The following is an 18,332-nucleotide window of genomic DNA, read 5'->3' on the forward strand; positions in this document are numbered from 1 at the left end:
GCGTAGTGACGGTTGGCCGTCTCGTACTCAACGTGCGCCGTCGAGATCGTGATGCCGCGCGCCTTCTCTTCCGGCGCCTTGTCGATCTGGTCGTACGCCGTAAACGTCGCACCGCCCGTCTTCGCCAACGTCTTCGTGATCGCCGCCGTCAGCGACGTCTTGCCGTGGTCGACGTGCCCGATCGTGCCGATGTTGCAGTGCGGCTTGTTACGGTTGAATTTCTCTTTGGCCATTTTGCTTCTCCGATCGGTTAGGCGAGCTTCGCCTTCACTTCGTCCGCAATCGCGGCAGGTACGGGCTCGTAGTGGTCGAACTGCATCGTGTACTGCGCGCGTCCCTTCGACATGGAACGCAGCGTGTTCACGTAGCCGAACATGTTGGCGAGCGGGATCGCAGCCGTGACCACACGCGCGTTGCCGCGCTGGTCCATGCCGCTGATCTGCCCGCGACGCGAATTGAGGTCGCCAATCACGTCGCCCATGTAGTCTTCGGGCGTCACGACTTCGACCTTCATCACCGGTTCCAGAAGAACCGGACCAGCCTTCGGCGCACCTTCACGGAAGGCAGCGCGCGAGGCGATCTCGAAAGCCTGCACCGACGAGTTCGCGTCGAACGCGGCGTCGATCAGCTCGGCTTTAAAATCGATCATCGGGAAACCGGCGATGATGCCGTTCTCTTTCACCGACGTCAGACCCGTCTTGATCGCAGCGACATTGTCGTTCGCAAGAACGTCGGCCGCGATCTTCGACTCAAACTTGAAACCAGCGCCGGCCGCGAGCGGCTCGAACGCCAGGCGCACGCGCGCGAACTGATCGGCGTCGCCGATCTGCTTCTTGTGCGTGTAGTCGACTTCAGCGCGCTTGGTGATGGTCTCGCGATACGCGACCTGGGGCGCGCCGACATTGGCGTCGACTTTGAACTCGCGCTTCATGCGGTCGACGATGATTTCGAGATGGAGCTCGCCCATCCCTTTGATGATCGTCTGACCGGTCTCTTCGTCGGTGGCGACGCAGAAGGACGGATCTTCCTGCGCCAGACGCGACAAAGCCTGCGCCATCTTTTCCTGGTCGGCCTTGGTCTTCGGCTCGACGACGACTTCGATCACCGGCTCGGGGAATTCCATCTGCTCCAGCACGACCGGCTTGGCCGGATCGCAGAGCGTGTCACCCGTGGTGGTCGCCTTCAGCGATGCGATCGCGACGATGTCGCCCGCAAACGCTTCGGTGATGTCTTCGCGCGTATTCGCATGCATCTGCAGCATGCGATCGACCTGCTCGGTCTGGCCCTTCACCGAATTCAGCACCTGGCTGCCGGCGGTGAGCTTGCCCGAATAGATGCGCAGAAAGGTCAGCGACCCGACGAACGGGTCGGTCATGATCTTGAATGCCAGCGCCGCGAACGGCGCCCCATCATCAGCAACTGCGTCGGCAACGACCGCAGTCTTGGCAGCGACGTCGAGCGGCGACGGCAGGTAATCGACGACTGCATCCAGCAACTGCTGAATGCCTTTGTTCTTGAACGCCGAGCCGCACAGCACCGGAACGAACGCGCCGGCGATCGTGCCCTTGCGGATGCAGGCCTTCAGCACGTCGATCGACGGCTCGTTGCCGGCGAGATAGGCGTTGGTCGCCGCTTCGTCCTGCTCGACCGCAATGCTCAGCAGCTTGGCGCGGTAGTCCGCGGCCTTCGCCTGCAAGTCAGCCGGGATGGCGGTTTCGTGGAACGCAGCACCGACCGTGTCGTCTTTCCAGACGATGGCCTTGTTCTTCACCAGATCGACGAGGCCGACGAAGCCAGCTTCACTGCCGATCGGCAGTTGCGTGATCAGCGGCGTCACGCCCAGGCATTCGACGATCATGTCGACCGTGCGGTCGAAATCAGCGCCGACGCGATCCAGCTTGTTGACGAAGCAGATGCGCGGCACGCCGTACTTGTCGGCCTGGCGCCACACCGTTTCCGATTGCGGCTCAACGCCGGCAACCGCGTCGAACACCGCCACCACACCGTCGAGCACGCGCAAAGAACGTTCGACTTCGATCGTGAAGTCGACGTGGCCCGGCGTGTCGATGATGTTGATGCGGTGGTCGTTCCAGAAACAGGTCGTCGCGGCCGACGTAATCGTGATGCCGCGTTCCTGCTCTTGCTCCATCCAGTCCATTGCGGCGGTGCCGTCATGGACTTCGCCAACCGTGCGCGACTTGCCCGTGTAGAACAGAATCCGTTCGGTCGTCGTCGTCTTGCCGGCGTCAATATGGGCCATGAGCCCAATATTGCGGTACCGGTTGAGAGGATGAGACCGAGACATGATTCAGGTTCCGGGGACTAAGCCGGTTACCAGCGGTAGTGCGAGAAGGCCTTGTTGGCCTCCGCCATACGATGCGTGTCTTCGCGCTTCTTGATCGCGGAACCGCGCTGTTGCGCAGCGTCCATGATCTCGTTCGACAGACGCTCCATCATCGTGCGCTCGGAACGAGCACGCGAGGCGGTGATCAGCCAACGAATTGCGAGAGCAAGCGAACGGTCCGGGCGAACTTCGACCGGAACCTGATACGTCGCACCACCGACGCGGCGCGAGCGCACTTCGACATAGGGACGAACGTTGTCGATCGCCTGATGGAAGACCGGCAGCGGCTCTTGGCGAACGCGCGTCTGGATGCGCTCGAGCGCGTCGTAGACGATGCTTTCAGCAATCGACTTCTTACCGTCATACATCATGACGTTCATGAACTTGGCCAGCGTGTGATCGCCGAACTTTGCGTCCGGGAGAACTTCACGCTTATCGGCTTGGCGGCGACGGGACATTTGCGCCTCTCCTTACTTCGGCCGCTTCGCGCCGTACTTCGAGCGCGATTGCTTGCGGTCCTTCACGCCCTGCGTGTCGAGGGTGCCGCGGATGATGTGATAGCGCACACCGGGAAGATCCTTCACGCGGCCACCACGGATCATAACGACCGAGTGTTCCTGCAGATTGTGACCTTCACCCGGAATGTACGAGGTGACTTCGAAGCCGTTCGTCAGGCGCACGCGCGCAACTTTGCGCAGCGCCGAGTTCGGCTTCTTCGGCGTCGTCGTGTAGACGCGCGTGCACACGCCGCGCTTCTGCGGGCAGGCCTTCAGGGCCGGCACCTTGTTGCGCGCTTTGAGCGGCGCGCGGGGCTTACGGATCAACTGATTGATCGTCGGCATCGGTCTCGAGCGTCCTTCCGTACGTCCTGTCTGACCTCCAGCGCGAAAACACGAAAACCTTCACAAGCGCGGCTCGCGAGCCCGCTCAGAGGTTTTCGTCAAACGCCGTCCGACCCTTGCGTCGTCGGTAGCGGCTATGTTTTTCGAACTTCGGGTTCCTGCCCGGGAGTGCGTCTAGGCGAGATGCCTACATGCCAGCCCCGAAAGGAGGCGGCGTTCTACGCGCGAGTCCCCGCCCGGTCAAGCGGAGTCTCGGCCAAAGTTCCCGGAATCCCACGGGATTTTGGGCCGAACACCCCTCGGCCGGGCACACTCTATATATACGACCAGAATCCAGCCATTCCGCCGGCTTCGGTCACGACCGGTCGGTCTGGAAAGCCAGGGGCATGGTGATCCGGAAGGGCGGATGGAGCTCGGCCGGCGGGGCCGGAAACGGCGACATGTCGCGGAGCTGGTCCAGAACCGCCCGATCGACTCGGGCATAGCCCGACCCGTCCTGGATCTCGGCCCGGAGCAAAAGCCCGGTCTGGTCGATCAGCGCCACGATCCGAACCTGGATAAAACGGGGGGCGTCGTAGGGCGCCTCGACCGACCGGCTGCGTGCGTTGAAGTGACGGCGCAGTCGCTCGACATAGTCGTCCTCGTTCCCCGGCCCGGCACCTCGGCCGGTCCCGGTTCCGACCCCGCCCTGCCCGACACCGGATCCGACCGGCGCCTGGGCCCGGACCGCAACCGGCGGCAAGACCGCCGGCAGCACCGATGGCGGCGGCACCCGGGCGAGCGCGATCGACGGGGCCGCAAGCGGGGTCCGGGCGGTTGGCGCCGGTGACCCGCCGGACTCCTGTTTCGGTTTCGGTTTGGGCGGCGGGTCGATCAAGGTGACGTCGAGCGGATCGGGCGGCGGCGCGACGCCGGCGCCCAGCTGCAGCAACAACGCTCCCAGCAGCGCCAGATGCGCCAGGACCGACCAGGTCAGGGCGCGGCGCGACCTGGCCGAGGGTGAGCGTGGATCCGCCATACATCCGAACAAACCATCCGACCACGGCGCTTGTTCGTCAGATCCACGCGCACCATGCGTGCTTTACGAAGCGACGCGGGTGAACTCGGCCTTCCAGTTGGTCTCCCAGCTCTTGCCGCCGTCGGGCGAAAAGGCCTGGGCCCAGGTCGCCTTGCCATCACCGAGATTGGTCCAGGTGTAGCGAACGCGAACCTTTCGTCCTTCCTGGACGTCGTCGCAGAAGAACTCGCCGACATTGCCGTTGAACTTGCCGACGACCGGTGCCGTATCCATCACCGGATTGTTGCTGGCGATCCAATAGATCGACCAAAGCTGCGTCTTGGGATCGAACAGACGGATCGTAAGCCCGGTCGCCTTCGGCATGTTGAGCTCGTCCATGTTGCCCATCCCGGCCGGCAACTTCTTCACGTGCAGTTCGGACTCGAACGTTTCCCACTCATTGTTGTTGGCCAGACGCTTCTTCAGCTTGTGCTGTTGCGTCTTCCACGAGCCGATCAGGAAATCGAAATCGCTCGACCCGTCGGCGGCAAAGGCGGTGACCGGCGCCAGCAGCAATGCACACAGCGCGAATGCAGCAAGGCGAAACGTAAAACGAACCATCGGACGCACTCCCCATGTGTTGTCGTCCCGCTGAGTGAAGTTGCAGGCGCGGTTCGGGACGAGGACCACTTCACCGCGCGCGCTGGAACCAAGCGCGCTTAGGCGCGTGCGAACACCATGATCCAGTTGGTCTCCCAGTTTGTGCCGCCGTCAGGCGAAAAGGCCTGCGCCCATTGGACATTGTTCCGGTCGTGCACCGTCCAGGTGTAGCGGACGCGGATCTTCTTTCCCTCGAACGTGTCGTCGCAAAAGAACTCGCCGACCGAACCGTTGAAGCGGCCGGCGACAGGGCTCGGATCCATCACGGGATTGAGCGTGCTGACCCAATGCAGCGTCCAAAGCTGTCGTGTCGGATCGAACAGCCGGATCGTCATGCCGTGCGCGCCGTTCGGCAGGTCCATTTCGTCCATGTGACCCAGACCACCTGCAAGCAGGCGCGCGTGCGAAACGCTGCTGAAGCTTTCCCACTCGTCGTTGTTGGCGAGGCGCTTCTTCAATTTGCGGTTCTGGACGTTCCAGGTGCCGGTGAAGAAATCGAAATCGTGCGATGCGTCGATCGCAAGCGCGGCGCTGGTCATGTGAGATCTCCTGAACGAACTGGAGCCAGCAGGCCCAAACCGAAGCGGCACCACGAGAACCACTTCACCCACCGCGCAGGGGCCAAAACGAAAACGGCCGCCCGGTTGCCCGGGCGGCCGTTCGCGTCTCTATGCGTGCGCTAGATTTAGGCGACGTCGGGCAATGCTGCCGCCGGCGCTTCGATCTGCTTCTGGCGCTCGGCGTTCACCGCGTTGGCAGACTTGTCGCGCTCGGCGGCAACCTGCTTCAGACGGTTCACGACGGCACCCGTACCCGCCGGGATCAGACGACCGACGATCACGTTTTCCTTCAGACCTTCCAGCGTATCGACCTTGCCGTTGACGGCGGCTTCGGTAAGCACGCGGGTCGTTTCCTGGAACGACGCAGCCGAGATGAAGCTGCGAGTCTGCAGCGACGCCTTGGTGATGCCCTGCAGAACCGGGCGGCCACGTGCCGGCTTGAGGTTCTCGGCCAGCACCTTGTCGTTCTCGTAATCGAACTCGTCGCGATCGACCTGTTCGCCGACCAACAACGTCGTGTCGCCGCCGTCTTCGATCTCGACCTTCTGGAGCATCTGACGAACGATGACTTCGATGTGCTTGTCGTTGATCTTCACGCCCTGCAGTCGATAGACGTCCTGGATCTCGTTGATGAGATACTCAGCCAGCGCCTCGACACCCATGACAGTCAGAATGTCATGCGGCACCGGATTGCCGTCCATCAGCGCATCGCCCTTCTGCACGTAGTCGCCTTCGTGCACAGCGAGATGCTTGCCCTTCGGGATCAGGTACTCGCGCGGCTCCGCACCGTCGTTCGGGTACACAAGGATACGGCGCTTGGCCTTGTAGTCCTTGCCGAACTCAACCCGACCGTCGATGTCCGAGATGATCGCGAAGTCCTTCGGACGGCGCGCTTCGAACAGTTCGGCGACACGCGGCAGACCGCCGGTGATGTCACGCGTCTTCGACGATTCACGCGGGATACGCGCCAGCACGTCACCTGCTTTTACAGAGGTGCCGTTCTCGATCGAAAGAATCGCGTCGACGCTCATGTAGTAGTTCGCGTCGAGACCCGACGGCAGCTTGATCACCTTGCCCTTGGCGTCCTTGAGGACGATGCGGGGTTTCAGATCGTTGCCGCGCGGCTGCTGGCGCCAGTCCGTGATCACCTTGGCCGAGATGCCGGTGGCTTCGTCCATGACTTCGCGGATCGACACGCCTTCGACCAAGTCGACATAGGCCGCGACACCGTCGCGTTCGGTGAGGATCGGGATCGTGTACGGATCCCATTCGGCGAGCTTCTCGCCCTTCTTCACCTTGACCTTGTCGTCAGCCAACAGCTTCGCACCGTACGGCAGGCGATGCTTGGCGCGCTCCAGGCGGTTCTCGTCGACCAGGACGAGTTCCGTGTTGCGGCCCATCACCACCAGCACGCCGGACGAGTTCTTCACGACGTTGCGGTTGTTGATCTTCACCGTCGCGTCGAACGTCGCTTCGACGCTGCTCACTTCGGTACCGCGCTGTGCTGCGCCACCAATGTGGAACGTACGCATCGTGAGCTGGGTGCCCGGCTCGCCGATCGACTGCGCCGCGATCACACCGACCGCTTCGCCTTCGTTCACCTGCGTGCCACGCGCCAGATCGCGGCCGTAGCACTTGCCGCAGATACCAACCTGGCTTTCGCAGGTCAGAACCGAACGGATCAGCACGGCGTCGACGCCAGCCTTTTCGATCTTCTCCGACGTCTCTTCGTCGAGGATCGTGCGGGCCGGAACCAGCACTTTGCCCGACAGCGGATCGATCACGTCGACTGCAGTCGTACGGCCGAGAATACGCTCGGCCAGACTGACCACGAGTTCGCCGCCATCGATCACCGACTTGGTGGTGATGCCCTTCTCGGTACCGCAATCGTCTTTGGTGATGATCGCATCCTGCGCGACGTCGACCAGACGACGCGTCAGGTAACCCGAGTTCGCGGTCTTCAACGCGGTGTCCGCGAGGCCCTTACGAGCGCCGTGGGTCGAGTTGAAGTATTCGAGAACCGAGAGGCCTTCCTTGAAGTTCGAGATGATCGGCGTCTCGATGATTTCGCCCGACGGCTTCGCCATCAGACCGCGCATACCGGCGAGCTGACGGATCTGCGCGGCCGAACCACGCGCACCCGAGTGGGCCATCATGTACACCGCGTTGACCCCCTTCTTGGCGTCGAAGCGCTGCATGCCCTTCATCATCTCGTCAGCGACCTTGTCGGTGCACTGCGACCAGATATCGACGACCTTGTTGTACTTCTCACCCTTGGTGATGAGACCGTCGGTGTATTGCTGCTCGTACTCTTTGACCTTGTCCTGCGCTTCACCGACCAGACGCTGCTTGGCGTCCGGGATGATCAGATCGTCCTTGCCGAACGAAATGCCCGCCTTGCACGCGTGGCCGAAGCCCAGCGTCATCATGCGGTCGCAGAAGATCACGGTCTCTTTCTGACCGCAGTGACGGTACACCGCGTCGATGACGTTGGTGACGTCCTTCTTGGTCAGAATGCGGTTGACCAGCTTGAACGGAACCGCTGCGTTCTTCGGCAGGATTTCGCCCAGCAGCATGCGGCCCGGCGTGGTTTCGATCGTTTCGTACTTGGTCGAACCGTCCGGCTGCGTCATCGGCCAACGCGCCTTGATCTTCGAATGCAGCGTGACCGCTTTGGCTTCGATCGCGTGCTGCACTTCACCGATGCCGGTGAAGATCGAGTTCTCGCCCACCTGACCGTCGAGTTGCATCGACAGGTAGTAGAGACCCAGCACGATGTCCTGGCTCGGCACGATGATCGGCTTGCCGTTGGCCGGGCTGAGGATGTTGTTGGTCGACATCATCAGCACGCGCGCTTCCAACTGCGCTTCGAGCGACAGCGGAACGTGCACGGCCATCTGGTCGCCGTCGAAGTCGGCGTTGAAGGCGGTGCAGACCAGCGGATGAAGCTGGATTGCCTTGCCTTCGATCAGCGTTGGTTCGAACGCCTGGATGCCCAGACGATGCAAGGTCGGCGCGCGGTTCAGCAACACCGGATGTTCGCGGATCACCTCTTCCAAGATGTCCCAAACTTCCGGGCGTTCCTTCTCGACCATGCGCTTGGCGGCCTTCACCGTCGACGCCATGCCGTAGAGTTCGAGCTTGTGGTAGATGAACGGCTTGAACAGCTCGAGCGCCATCTTCTTCGGAAGACCGCACTGGTGGAGCTTCAGCTCCGGACCAACGACGATCACCGAACGACCCGAATAGTCGACGCGCTTGCCGAGCAGGTTCTGACGGAAGCGACCCTGCTTGCCCTTCAGCATGTCGGACAGCGACTTCAACGGACGCTTGTTGGCGCCGGTGATGACGCGGCCGCGACGGCCGTTGTCGAACAGAGCGTCAACCGCTTCCTGCAGCATGCGCTTTTCGTTGCGCACGATGATGTCGGGCGCGCGCAGTTCGATCAGGCGCTTCAGGCGATTGTTGCGGTTGATCACGCGGCGATACAGATCGTTCAGATCGCTCGTCGCGAAGCGACCCCCGTCCAGGGGAACGAGAGGCCGCAGTTCCGGCGGAATCACCGGGACGACGTCCAGGATCATCCAGGCCGGGTGCGTGCCCGATTCCAGGAACGCTTCGATCAGCTTCAGGCGCTTGACCAGCTTCTTGCGCTTCGCTTCGCTCGACGTCTCTTTCAGCTCTTCGCGCACGGTGACGCGTTCGGCTTCGAGGTCGACGCGCTCGAGCAGCTTCTTCAGCGCTTCGGCGCCGATGCCGGCTTCGAAGGCTTCATCGCCGTATTCTTCCTGGGCGCGGATGAACTCCTCCTCGCCCATGAGCTGACGCATCTTCAGATCCGTCATGCCAGGTTCGATGACGATGTAGTTCTCGAAATAGAGAACCCGCTCGAGTTCCTTCAGCGTCATGTCGAGCATGAGGCCGATGCGGCTCGGCAGCGACTTCATCAACCAGATGTGCGCAACCGGCGACGCCAGTTCGATATGGCCCATGCGCTCGCGGCGCACCTTCTGCAAGGTGACTTCGACGCCGCACTTCTCGCAGATGATGCCCTTGTATTTCATCCGCTTGTATTTGCCGCACAGGCATTCGTAGTCCTTGATCGGACCAAAAATGCGCGCGCAGAACAGGCCGTCGCGTTCCGGCTTGAACGTGCGGTAATTGATCGTTTCCGGCTTTTTGATTTCGCCGAACGACCACGAGCGGATCTGCTCCGGGCTCGCGATTGCGATCTTGATCTGGTCGAAGCTCTGCGGACCAGTGACCTGGCCGAAGATCTGCATCAGTTCATTCATGATGTGACTCCCGCGCTCGCGATTAGAACGAGCGCTGCTTGAGATCGACGTTCAGGCCGAGCGACTTCAATTCCTTCACGAGGACGTTGAAGGACTCGGGAATGCCGATTTCGAAATTGTCTTCGCCGCGAACGATCGCTTCGTAGGCCTTGGTACGGCCGCCGACGTCGTCCGACTTCACGGTCAGCATTTCCTGCAGCGTGTAGGCGGCGCCGTACGCTTCGAGCGCCCAGACCTCCATTTCGCCGAAGCGCTGACCGCCGAACTGCGCCTTGCCACCCAGCGGCTGCTGCGTGACGAGCGAGTACGGGCCGATCGAACGTGCGTGGATCTTGTCGTCGACCAAGTGATGCAGCTTCAGCATGTAGATGTAGCCGACAGTCACTTTGCGATCGAACGACTCACCGGTACGGCCGTCAGTCAGGGTGACCTGACCCGACGTCGCCAAACCGGCCATCGTCAGCATGCGATTGATGTCGTCTTCACGCGCGCCGTCGAACACCGGCGTCGCGATCGGAACACCACCGCGCAAATCGTGGCCCATCTCGACGACTTCGGCGTCGTCGAGACCGTTGATGTCGGTCGCGTAGACCTCGTCGCCGTAGACCTCTTTCAGCTTCGCGCGCAGCGGGCCGGAGTCTTTGCCGTTGGCCTGGTACTTGGTGACCAGTTCGCCGATCTGACGACCCAGACGCGCCGAGGCCCAGCCCAGATGCGTCTCGAGAATCTGACCGACGTTCATGCGCGACGGCACGCCCAGCGGGTTCAGCACCAGATCAACCGACGTACCGTCTTCGAGATACGGCATGTCTTCGACCGGCACGATGCGCGAGACGACACCCTTGTTGCCGTGACGGCCGGCCATCTTGTCGCCCGGCTGCAGCTTGCGCTTCACCGCGACGAACACTTTGACCATCTTCATCACGCCGGGTGGCAGCTCGTCACCGCGCTGCAGCTTCTCGACCTTGTTCTCGAAGCGCGCTTTCAGATCCGACACAGCTTGATCGAACGTGCCGCCCATCGATTCGATGGCCGACATCGTCTTCTCGTCATCGACGCCGATCTGGCGCCACTGACCCTGTGTCAGATCGGCGAGATCGTCTTCGGTGACCTGCTTGCCGGGCTTGAAGCCCTTCGGACCGGTCACAGCCTTGTGGCCGATCAGCACTTCTTTCAGACGGCCATAGAACGAGCGCTCGAGAATGCGAAGTTCGTCGTCGCGGTCTTTTGCGAGACGTTCGATTTCCGCCGCTTCGATTTGCAGCGCGCGCTGGTCCTTGTCGACGCCGCGACGCGAGAAGACGCGCACTTCGACGACCGTGCCCTGCACGCCCGGCGGAACGCGCAGCGACGTGTCTTTCACGTCCGACGCCTTCTCACCGAAGATGGCGCGCAGAAGCTTTTCTTCCGGCGTCATCGGGCTTTCGCCCTTCGGCGTGACTTTGCCGACCAGCACGTCGCCCGGCTTCACTTCGGCACCGATATAGACGATGCCGGCTTCGTCGAGTGCCTTGAGGCCTTCTTCGCCGACGTTCGGAATGTCGCGCGTGATTTCTTCCTGACCCAGCTTCGTATCGCGGGCCATGACTTCGAATTCTTCGATATGGATCGAAGTGAACACGTCGTCACGGACGATGCGTTCCGAAATCAGGATCGAGTCTTCGAAGTTGTAGCCATTCCACGGCATGAACGCGACGAGCACGTTCCGGCCCAACGCCAATTCACCGAACTCGGTCGAAGGACCGTCGCCGATGATGTCGCCGGCGCGAACCTGATCGCCGACACGCACCAGCGGACGCTGGGTGATGCAGGTGTTCTGGTTCGAACGCTGGAACTTGCGCAGCTTGTAGATGTCGACGCCCGGCGCCGCAGAGTCCTGCTCTTCGGTCGCGCGGATGACGATACGCGTTGCGTCGATCTGGTCGACCACGCCGGTACGGCGGGCCGTGATCGCAGCACCCGAGTCACGCGCAACCGTGCCTTCCATGCCGGTGCCAACCAACGGCGCGTCGGCCTGCAACAGCGGCACCGCTTGGCGCTGCATGTTCGAGCCCATCAGCGCGCGGTTCGCGTCGTCGTTTTCCAGGAACGGAATCAACGCTGCGGCCACCGACACGATCTGCTTCGGCGAGACGTCGATCAGATCGATCACGTCCGGCTTCACCATCATGTAGTCGCCCGAGGCGCGTGCCGAGACCAGATCGTCGGTGAACTTGCCGCCCTTATCCAGGTTGGCGTTCGCCTGCGCGATCGTGTGACGGCTTTCTTCCATTGCCGACAGGTACACGACCTCGTCGGTGACGCGGCTGTCCTTCACCTTGCGGTACGGGCTTTCGATGAAGCCGTACTGGTTCACACGCGCATAGGTCGCCAGGCTGTTGATCAGACCGATATTCGGGCCTTCCGGCGTTTCAATCGGGCAGATACGGCCGTAATGCGTCGGATGCACGTCGCGCACTTCGAAGCCAGCGCGTTCGCGGGTCAGACCGCCCGGTCCAAGCGCCGAGAGACGACGCTTGTGCGTGATCTCCGACAGCGGGTTGGTCTGGTCCATAAACTGCGACAGCTGCGACGAGCCAAAGAACTCGCGCACCGCAGCAGCGGCCGGCTTCGCGTTGATCATGTCGTGCGGCATGACCGTGTCGATATCCACCGAGCTCATACGCTCGCGGATCGCACGTTCCATACGCAGCAGACCGACGCGGACCTGGTTCTCCATCAACTCGCCGACCGAACGCACGCGGCGATTGCCGAGATTGTCGATGTCGTCGATTTCGCCGCGGCCGTCTTTCAGCTCGATCAGCGTCTTGAGGATTGCGAGAATGTCGTCCTTGCGCAGCACGCGAACCTGATCGTCCGTCTGGAAGCCCAGACGTGCGTTCATCTTCACGCGGCCGACGGCCGACAGGTCGTAACGCTCTTGGTCGAAGAACAAACCGCTGAACAGTGTCTCGGCCGATTCCAAGGTCGGCGGCTCGCCCGGGCGCATGACGCGGTAGATGTCGATCAGCGCGTCTTCGCGGGTCGCATTGCGGTCGATCGCCATCGTGTTGCGCAGATACGCACCGACGGTGATGTGATCGATCGCCAGCAGCGGCAGCTCACGCACGCCCATCTGCGACAGCTTCTCGACGTCTGCCAAAGTCAGCTCGTCGCCGGCTTCGTGCAACACGATGCCGTTCGACTCGTCGATGATGTCGGTGGAGAGATAGCGGCCAACCAGCTCGTCGCCGGTGACGTAGATGAACTTCAGACCCTGCTCTTGCAGCGCCTTCGCCTTACGCGGCGTGATCTTGTCGCCGATTTCAGCAACGACCTGACCGGTGTCGGCGTCGACGAGGTTGCTCGTCAATTTGACGCCGCGCAGACGATCGGGATCGAAGGTTGTCTTCCAGCCTTTGAGGCCGACTTCATCGGTCGAGACGGCCGGGACAGCGGCAGCCTTCTTCGATGCGCTTTTGGAAGCAGTCTTCGATGCCGTCTTCGAGGCGGCCTTCGCAGCAGTCTTCTTGGTCGTCTTCTTGGCAGCGACCGGAACTTCTTCCGGCTCGACCACGACGGCGTTGGCGCCGACGCGGGTGTAGGTCACGCTGTCATAGAAAGCCGACAGGATTTCTTCGCGCGTCATGCCGTTGATGGCACGACGATCGATTTCTTCGCCGGTCTGCTTGACGCGCGCGCGGTAGCTTTCGGTCGCCTTCGCATCGAGCGCATAGAGCAACGTCGTCACCGGCAGTTTGCGGCGACGGTCGATACGAACGTAGACGTGATCCTTGGCGTCGAATTCGAAGTCGAGCCACGAACCGCGATACGGGATGACGCGCGCGGCGAAGAGATACTTGCCGCTCGAGTGGGTCTTGCCCTTGTCATGGTCGAAAAAGACGCCCGGCGAACGGTGCATCTGGCTGACGATGACGCGTTCGGTGCCGTTGACGACGAAGGTGCCGTTGTTGGTCATCAACGGCATGTCGACCATGTAGACATCTTGTTCTTTGATGTCGCGGATCGAGCGCAGGCCCGAATCTTCATCGACGTCGAACACCGACAAACGCAGCGTCACCTTCAAGGGAGCTGCGTACGTCATGCCGCGCTGCTGGCACTCGTCGACGTCGTATTTCGGCTGTTCGAGTTCGTACTTCACGAAGTCGAGTTCAGCGCGTTCGCTGAAGTCGCGGATCGGGAAGACCGAACGGAACACTTCTTCCAGGCCAGTGATCGTGCGCTTCTCGGGCAGCACGTCCATCTGCAGGAATTTTTCGTACGACGAGCGCTGGACCTCGATGAGGTTCGGCATCTCAGTGACTTCGGGGATGCGCCCGAACGTCTTGCGGATGCGCTTCGAACCCGAGAACGAGCGGATAGCGGCAGTATCGGCCATTTGGACTGGGACTCCGGCGGTATGTCATCGGAGCCCCGCGGACAGGCGGAGCGGAAACTAGACCGGTGACGGCCGCGTTCACGGCTGTAGGTCACCCTTGGATGGGAGCGCGGGTTCCGAACCGTCTGTCCACGGCCTATCCCCGGTCCCGTCCGTCGCCTGCTTCAGAAGCACAGGCGGTAAACGGCAAAAAGACGACAACACCGGCGGCCCTTGGGGGGCCACCGGTGCTGCGTCTAATTCAGTACGTCGCTGAGCAGCGAGTTACTTAATATCGACCTTGGCGCCAGCTTCTTCAAGCTGCTTCTTGATCTTCTCGGCTTCGTCCTTCGACACGCCTTCCTTGACGGCCTTCGGGGCGCCTTCGACCAGGTCCTTGGCTTCCTTGAGGCCCAGGCCGGTGATGGCGCGGACTTCCTTAATGACGTTGATCTTCGTGGCGCCGGCGTCAGCCAGGATCACGTTGAACTCGGTCTTTTCTTCAGCAGCCGGGGCACCAGCAGCGGCACCACCAGCGGCGGCAACAGCCACCGGCGCGGCAGCCGAAACGCCCCACTTCTCTTCCAGCAGCTTCGCGAGTTCAGCCGCTTCCAGAACGGTCAGCGCCGACAGATCGTCGACGATCTTGGCCAAATCAGCCATGTGAGTTCACTCCTAATTCGAACAGGTTCGGTTCAAGTAATTGCGGCTTAGGCCGCATCGCCTTTGGCGGCATACGCGCCAAGAACTCGCGCGAGCTGCGACGCCGGTGCCTGAACGACGCCAGCGATTTTGGTCGCTGGGGCCTGGACGAGGCCGACGAGCTTGGCTCGGAGTTCGTTGATCGAAGGCAGTTTGGCCAGCGCCTGCACGCCAGCGGCGTCCAGAGTCTGTTCACCCAAACCACCGCCCAGGATAACGAACTTGTCGTTTTCCTTGGCGAAATCGGCAGCCACTTTGGCGGCAGCGACCGGATCGCGTGAGAACGCGATGGCGGTCGGCCCCTTCAGCAGGCCATCGATACCTTCGAACCGCGTGCCTTTGATTGCGATGCGCGCAAGCCGGTTCTTTGCGACCTTCAAACTCGCTTCGGCACCACGCATACGCGAACGCAGGTTCGTCATCTCGGCGACGGTCAGACCCGAATAATGGGCGACCACGACGAGATTCGTTTCCTGTAGCGCAGCATGGATCGAAGCGACGGACGCTTCCTTTTGCGTGCGATCCACGGAGTACTCCGTCTCTCTCGTTGCACATGAACGCGGCTCGGCTGTTCGCCGAAACGCGCCCGGTTCGTCCTGTTCGAGAAGAGAGGAAGGCAAGGCTGGCCCATCTAGGGTCCAGGCCTGGAATTCCAACTCCCGTCTATTGCAAGGAATTAAGCCAGGCCCCTTCTTTCGTTTGGGCCGGCACTTGCAGTCTCGGACAGGTAATCGGCGACCGAGGTCGCCGAAGGCGGGGTGGATACGCCCCTGCGGAGCCTATGGCAACGAAAAAGGGCGCGGCCTTTCGACCGCGCCCTTCATTGAAGTCCAGATCGTCAGATCAGAGGGTGACGGTCGACGGATCGACTTTCACGCCCGGACCCATGGTCGAGCTGATCGAGATCTTCTGGATGTAGGTGCCCTTGGCGCCAGCCGGCTTGGCCTTGGCGATCGCCTGGATGAAGGCGGTGATGTTGCCCACCAGCGCTTCTTCCGAGAACGAGGCCTTGCCGATGCCAGCCTGGATGATGCCGGCCTTCTCAGCGCGGAACTCGACCGAGCCGCCCTTGGCGTCTTTGACCGCCTGGGCAACGTTCGGCGTGACCGTGCCGAGCTTCGGGTTCGGCATCAGGCCGCGCGGGCCCAGAACCTTACCCAGCTTGCCGACCACCATCATCATGTCCGGCGCCGCGATGACGCGGTCGAAATCCATCATGCCGCCGGTGATCTGGTCAGCCAGATCATCGCCGCCAACGAATTCCGCACCGGCCTTCTTGGCTTCGTCCGCTTTGTCGCCCTTGGCGAACACAGCGACGCGCACCGTCTTGCCGGTACCGTTCGGCATCTGCACGACACCGCGCACGTTTTGATCGGCGTGACGCGGATCGATGCCGAGATTCATCGCAACTTCGATGGTCTCGTCAAACTTGGCGGTCGCGCCAGCTTTGATCAGCTTCACAGCGTCGGTGAGCGAAATCGCCTTGTCGCGATTGACGCCCGTGTAGGCCTTCTTCAGGCGCTTTCCAACGAATGCCATTGTATCAAGCCCCCGTCACTTCGAGGCCCATCGAACGGGCCGAGCCGATCAACATGCGAGTCGCCGCTTCGACGTCATTCGCATTCATGTCCGGCATCTTCTGCTTCGCGATACCGCGGATCTGATCGACCGAAATCTGGCCGACGAAACCCTTACCCGGCGTCTGCGAGCCCTTCTGCAGCTTCGCTTCCTTCATCAGGAAGTAGCTGTTCGGCGGGGTCTTGGTGATGAACGAGAAGGTACGGTCAGCATAGACGGTGATGACGACCGGAATCGGCATCCCCGGCTCCATGTCGCCGGTCTTCGCGTTGAAGGCTTTGCAGAACTCCATGATGTTCAGGCCGCGCTGACCCAGCGCCGGACCAATCGGCGGCGACGGGTTCGCTTTGCCGGCGGGTACTTGGAGTTTGATGTACCCAGTAATCTTCTTCGCCATGTCGTCCTCCTTACATGCCGCAACCGTCTAGGTTTCGGCGGAGAGCGTGGTGCAGCGCTGGCGACGCCTCCCACGCATGTTGACCGCGTCTCGTTAGAGAAGCGGATGCACGCAGATCAGAGTTTTTCGACCTGCGTGTATTCGAGTTCGACCGGGGTCGAACGACCGAAGATCGACACCGCCACTTTGAGGCGCGAGCGTTCTTCGTCGACTTCTTCCACCGTGCCGTTGAACGAAGTGAACGGACCGTCGGAAACGCGCACCTGTTCGCCCACCTCGTAGGTGATCGACGGACGCGGACGATCGATGCCCTCTTTGATCTGGCCCATGATCCGCGAGGCTTCGGTCTCGCTGATCGGCACCGGCTTGCCGCCGCCACCGAGAAAACCGGTGACCTTTGGCGTGTTCTTGACCAAGTGCCAGGTGTCGTCGGTCATGTGCATCTTGATCAGCACATAGCCGGGGAAAAACTTGCGCTCCGCGTTCACCTTCGAACCGCGGCGCACTTCGACCACTTCTTCGGTCGGAACAAGAATCTCTTCGAACATGTCCGAGATGCCGATCTTGGCGGCCTTCTCGAGAATGCCCTGGCGCACTTTCTTCTCGAAGCCCGAGTAGACGTGCATCACGTACCAACGCGCTGTGGTGCCCATCGCGTTCAGCCTCCGATACCGAGCACGAGACGCAGCACCCACGCGATGATCTGATCCGTGAAGAACAGGAACAGCGACGCAAGGATCACCATCACGAACACCATTGCGGTGGTGATCATGGTTTCCTTGCGGCTCGGCCAAGCGACCTTGGAGGCCTCTTGGCGCGTTTGGGTGATGAATTCGATTGGGCTGGTCATGCGATGTTGATCGGCGTCTGGGCGGTGGCAGGAGTGGAGGGGATCGAACCCCCAACCCCCGGTTTTGGAGACCGGTGCTCTACCAGTTGAGCTACACTCCTAAAGCGCCGACCTCCCAAGAAACCCGTTCGGGTACTCGTTGCGGAAATACAAGGTGCCGCGGACCTGGGTAGGCCGCGGCAGAGGGCGGGTTCTAGCGGACCGCCCCCGACGCCGCAAGATCAGGCTTTACGATCCGACCTTGGCGGTATGCCGCGGAGCGGCGGCGGCGGGTTGCCGCGGGGCTGCCGGCTTTGCCGGCGCGGCGACGGTCTTTTTGTCCAGCGAAGCTGCGGGTGCCTTTTTCTTCGCCTTGAGTCGGTCGGTGGTGCTGGTCTTGACCGGCTCGGCGGCCGGCTTTGCTTCGCCCGCAAAAGCGGCACTGCCCATCACGGTCAGCGCCATGGCGACGAGCGCCACGCGTCGAATCTGTCCCATGTCCCTCTCCCCTGCCCCTGAAACGACGCAGGGCCGGCTCTCGTGAAGAGACCCGGCCCTGCGGATACGACCCTATGCGGGTTCTTTTCGCTTTGCTTTACGCGATGATCTTGGCGACGACGCCGGCACCGACGGTGCGGCCGCCTTCGCGGATGGCGAAGCGCAGGCCTTCATCCATCGCGATCGGTGCGATCAGCTCGACTTCCATCGAGATGTTGTCGCCCGGCATCACCATTTCCGTGCCTTCCGGCAGCTTCACCATCCCCGTCACGT

17 protein-coding genes and 1 tRNA gene are annotated in these 18,332 nt (G+C 61.8%); all 18 read right to left on the bottom strand.

The annotated features are described in order from the left end of the window. Positions 1–233 (bottom strand): GTP-binding protein (locus TMPK1_RS20925; protein ID WP_420245706.1); only part of this gene is annotated, 233 nt, incomplete at its 3' end. Positions 234–250: 17 nt separating this feature from the next. After that, the gene (fusA, locus tag TMPK1_RS20930; RefSeq protein ID WP_420245707.1) at positions 251–2,305 is read right to left on the bottom strand and encodes an elongation factor G; all 2,055 of its coding nucleotides are present in this window, start codon (positions 2,303–2,305) and stop codon (positions 251–253) included. Positions 2,306–2,331: 26 nt separating this feature from the next. Further along, positions 2,332–2,802 carry a 30S ribosomal protein S7 gene (gene rpsG, locus TMPK1_RS20935; protein ID WP_420245709.1) on the bottom strand — a complete coding sequence of 157 codons (471 nt, stop codon included), beginning with the start codon at positions 2,800–2,802 and terminating at the stop codon, positions 2,332–2,334. Positions 2,803–2,814: 12 nt separating this feature from the next. Further along, positions 2,815–3,186, bottom strand: coding sequence for a 30S ribosomal protein S12 (gene rpsL, locus TMPK1_RS20940; RefSeq protein WP_420245710.1), 372 nt, complete (start codon positions 3,184–3,186; stop codon positions 2,815–2,817). A gap of 355 nt (positions 3,187–3,541) precedes the next feature. Continuing rightward, the gene (locus TMPK1_RS20945; RefSeq protein WP_420245711.1) at positions 3,542–4,204 is read right to left on the bottom strand and encodes an energy transducer TonB family protein; all 663 of its coding nucleotides are present in this window, start codon (positions 4,202–4,204) and stop codon (positions 3,542–3,544) included. 63 nt (positions 4,205–4,267) lie between these two features. Beyond that, positions 4,268–4,804: a hypothetical protein gene (locus TMPK1_RS20950; RefSeq protein ID WP_420245713.1), complete on the bottom strand. Its 537-nt coding sequence runs from the start codon at positions 4,802–4,804 to the stop codon at positions 4,268–4,270. A gap of 98 nt (positions 4,805–4,902) precedes the next feature. After that, positions 4,903–5,382 carry a DUF1579 domain-containing protein gene (locus TMPK1_RS20955; protein WP_420245715.1) on the bottom strand — a complete coding sequence of 160 codons (480 nt, stop codon included), beginning with the start codon at positions 5,380–5,382 and terminating at the stop codon, positions 4,903–4,905. A 146-nt stretch (positions 5,383–5,528) separates the two neighbouring features. Further along, on the bottom strand, positions 5,529–9,698 hold the full coding sequence (gene rpoC / locus TMPK1_RS20960) for a DNA-directed RNA polymerase subunit beta' (protein ID WP_420245717.1): 4,170 nt from the start codon (positions 9,696–9,698) through the stop codon (positions 5,529–5,531). A 22-nt stretch (positions 9,699–9,720) separates the two neighbouring features. Beyond that, the gene (gene rpoB, locus TMPK1_RS20965) at positions 9,721–14,076 is read right to left on the bottom strand and encodes a DNA-directed RNA polymerase subunit beta (protein WP_420245718.1); all 4,356 of its coding nucleotides are present in this window, start codon (positions 14,074–14,076) and stop codon (positions 9,721–9,723) included. A 264-nt stretch (positions 14,077–14,340) separates the two neighbouring features. Continuing rightward, the gene (gene rplL / locus TMPK1_RS20970; protein ID WP_420245720.1) at positions 14,341–14,718 is read right to left on the bottom strand and encodes a 50S ribosomal protein L7/L12; all 378 of its coding nucleotides are present in this window, start codon (positions 14,716–14,718) and stop codon (positions 14,341–14,343) included. Between the two features lie 47 nt (positions 14,719–14,765). Then, positions 14,766–15,284 (bottom strand): 50S ribosomal protein L10, encoded by a 519-nt coding sequence (gene rplJ, locus TMPK1_RS20975; protein ID WP_420245730.1) that lies wholly within the window; start codon positions 15,282–15,284, stop codon positions 14,766–14,768. A 316-nt stretch (positions 15,285–15,600) separates the two neighbouring features. Next, on the bottom strand, positions 15,601–16,296 hold the full coding sequence (gene rplA / locus TMPK1_RS20980) for a 50S ribosomal protein L1 (RefSeq protein WP_420245721.1): 696 nt from the start codon (positions 16,294–16,296) through the stop codon (positions 15,601–15,603). A gap of 4 nt (positions 16,297–16,300) precedes the next feature. After that, on the bottom strand, positions 16,301–16,732 hold the full coding sequence (gene rplK, locus TMPK1_RS20985) for a 50S ribosomal protein L11 (protein ID WP_420245723.1): 432 nt from the start codon (positions 16,730–16,732) through the stop codon (positions 16,301–16,303). A gap of 116 nt (positions 16,733–16,848) precedes the next feature. Further along, the gene (gene nusG / locus TMPK1_RS20990) at positions 16,849–17,385 is read right to left on the bottom strand and encodes a transcription termination/antitermination protein NusG (protein ID WP_420245724.1); all 537 of its coding nucleotides are present in this window, start codon (positions 17,383–17,385) and stop codon (positions 16,849–16,851) included. 5 nt (positions 17,386–17,390) lie between these two features. After that, a complete protein-coding gene (gene secE, locus TMPK1_RS20995) occupies positions 17,391–17,582 on the bottom strand; it encodes a preprotein translocase subunit SecE (RefSeq protein WP_420245726.1) in 192 nt (63 codons plus the stop codon). 25 nt (positions 17,583–17,607) lie between these two features. Continuing rightward, positions 17,608–17,683 (bottom strand) — tRNA-Trp (locus TMPK1_RS21000). Positions 17,684–17,810: 127 nt separating this feature from the next. Continuing rightward, positions 17,811–18,059 carry a hypothetical protein gene (locus TMPK1_RS21005; protein ID WP_420245728.1) on the bottom strand — a complete coding sequence of 83 codons (249 nt, stop codon included), beginning with the start codon at positions 18,057–18,059 and terminating at the stop codon, positions 17,811–17,813. A gap of 97 nt (positions 18,060–18,156) precedes the next feature. Continuing rightward, positions 18,157–18,332, bottom strand: a 176-nt coding sequence (locus TMPK1_RS21010) for an EF-Tu C-terminal domain-related protein (RefSeq protein WP_478212887.1), incomplete at its 5' end; no start/stop codon positions are given.

This window comes from Roseiterribacter gracilis (assembly GCA_018332375.1).
Lineage (GTDB): Bacteria > Pseudomonadota > Alphaproteobacteria > BOG-932 > Roseiterribacteraceae > Roseiterribacter > Roseiterribacter gracilis.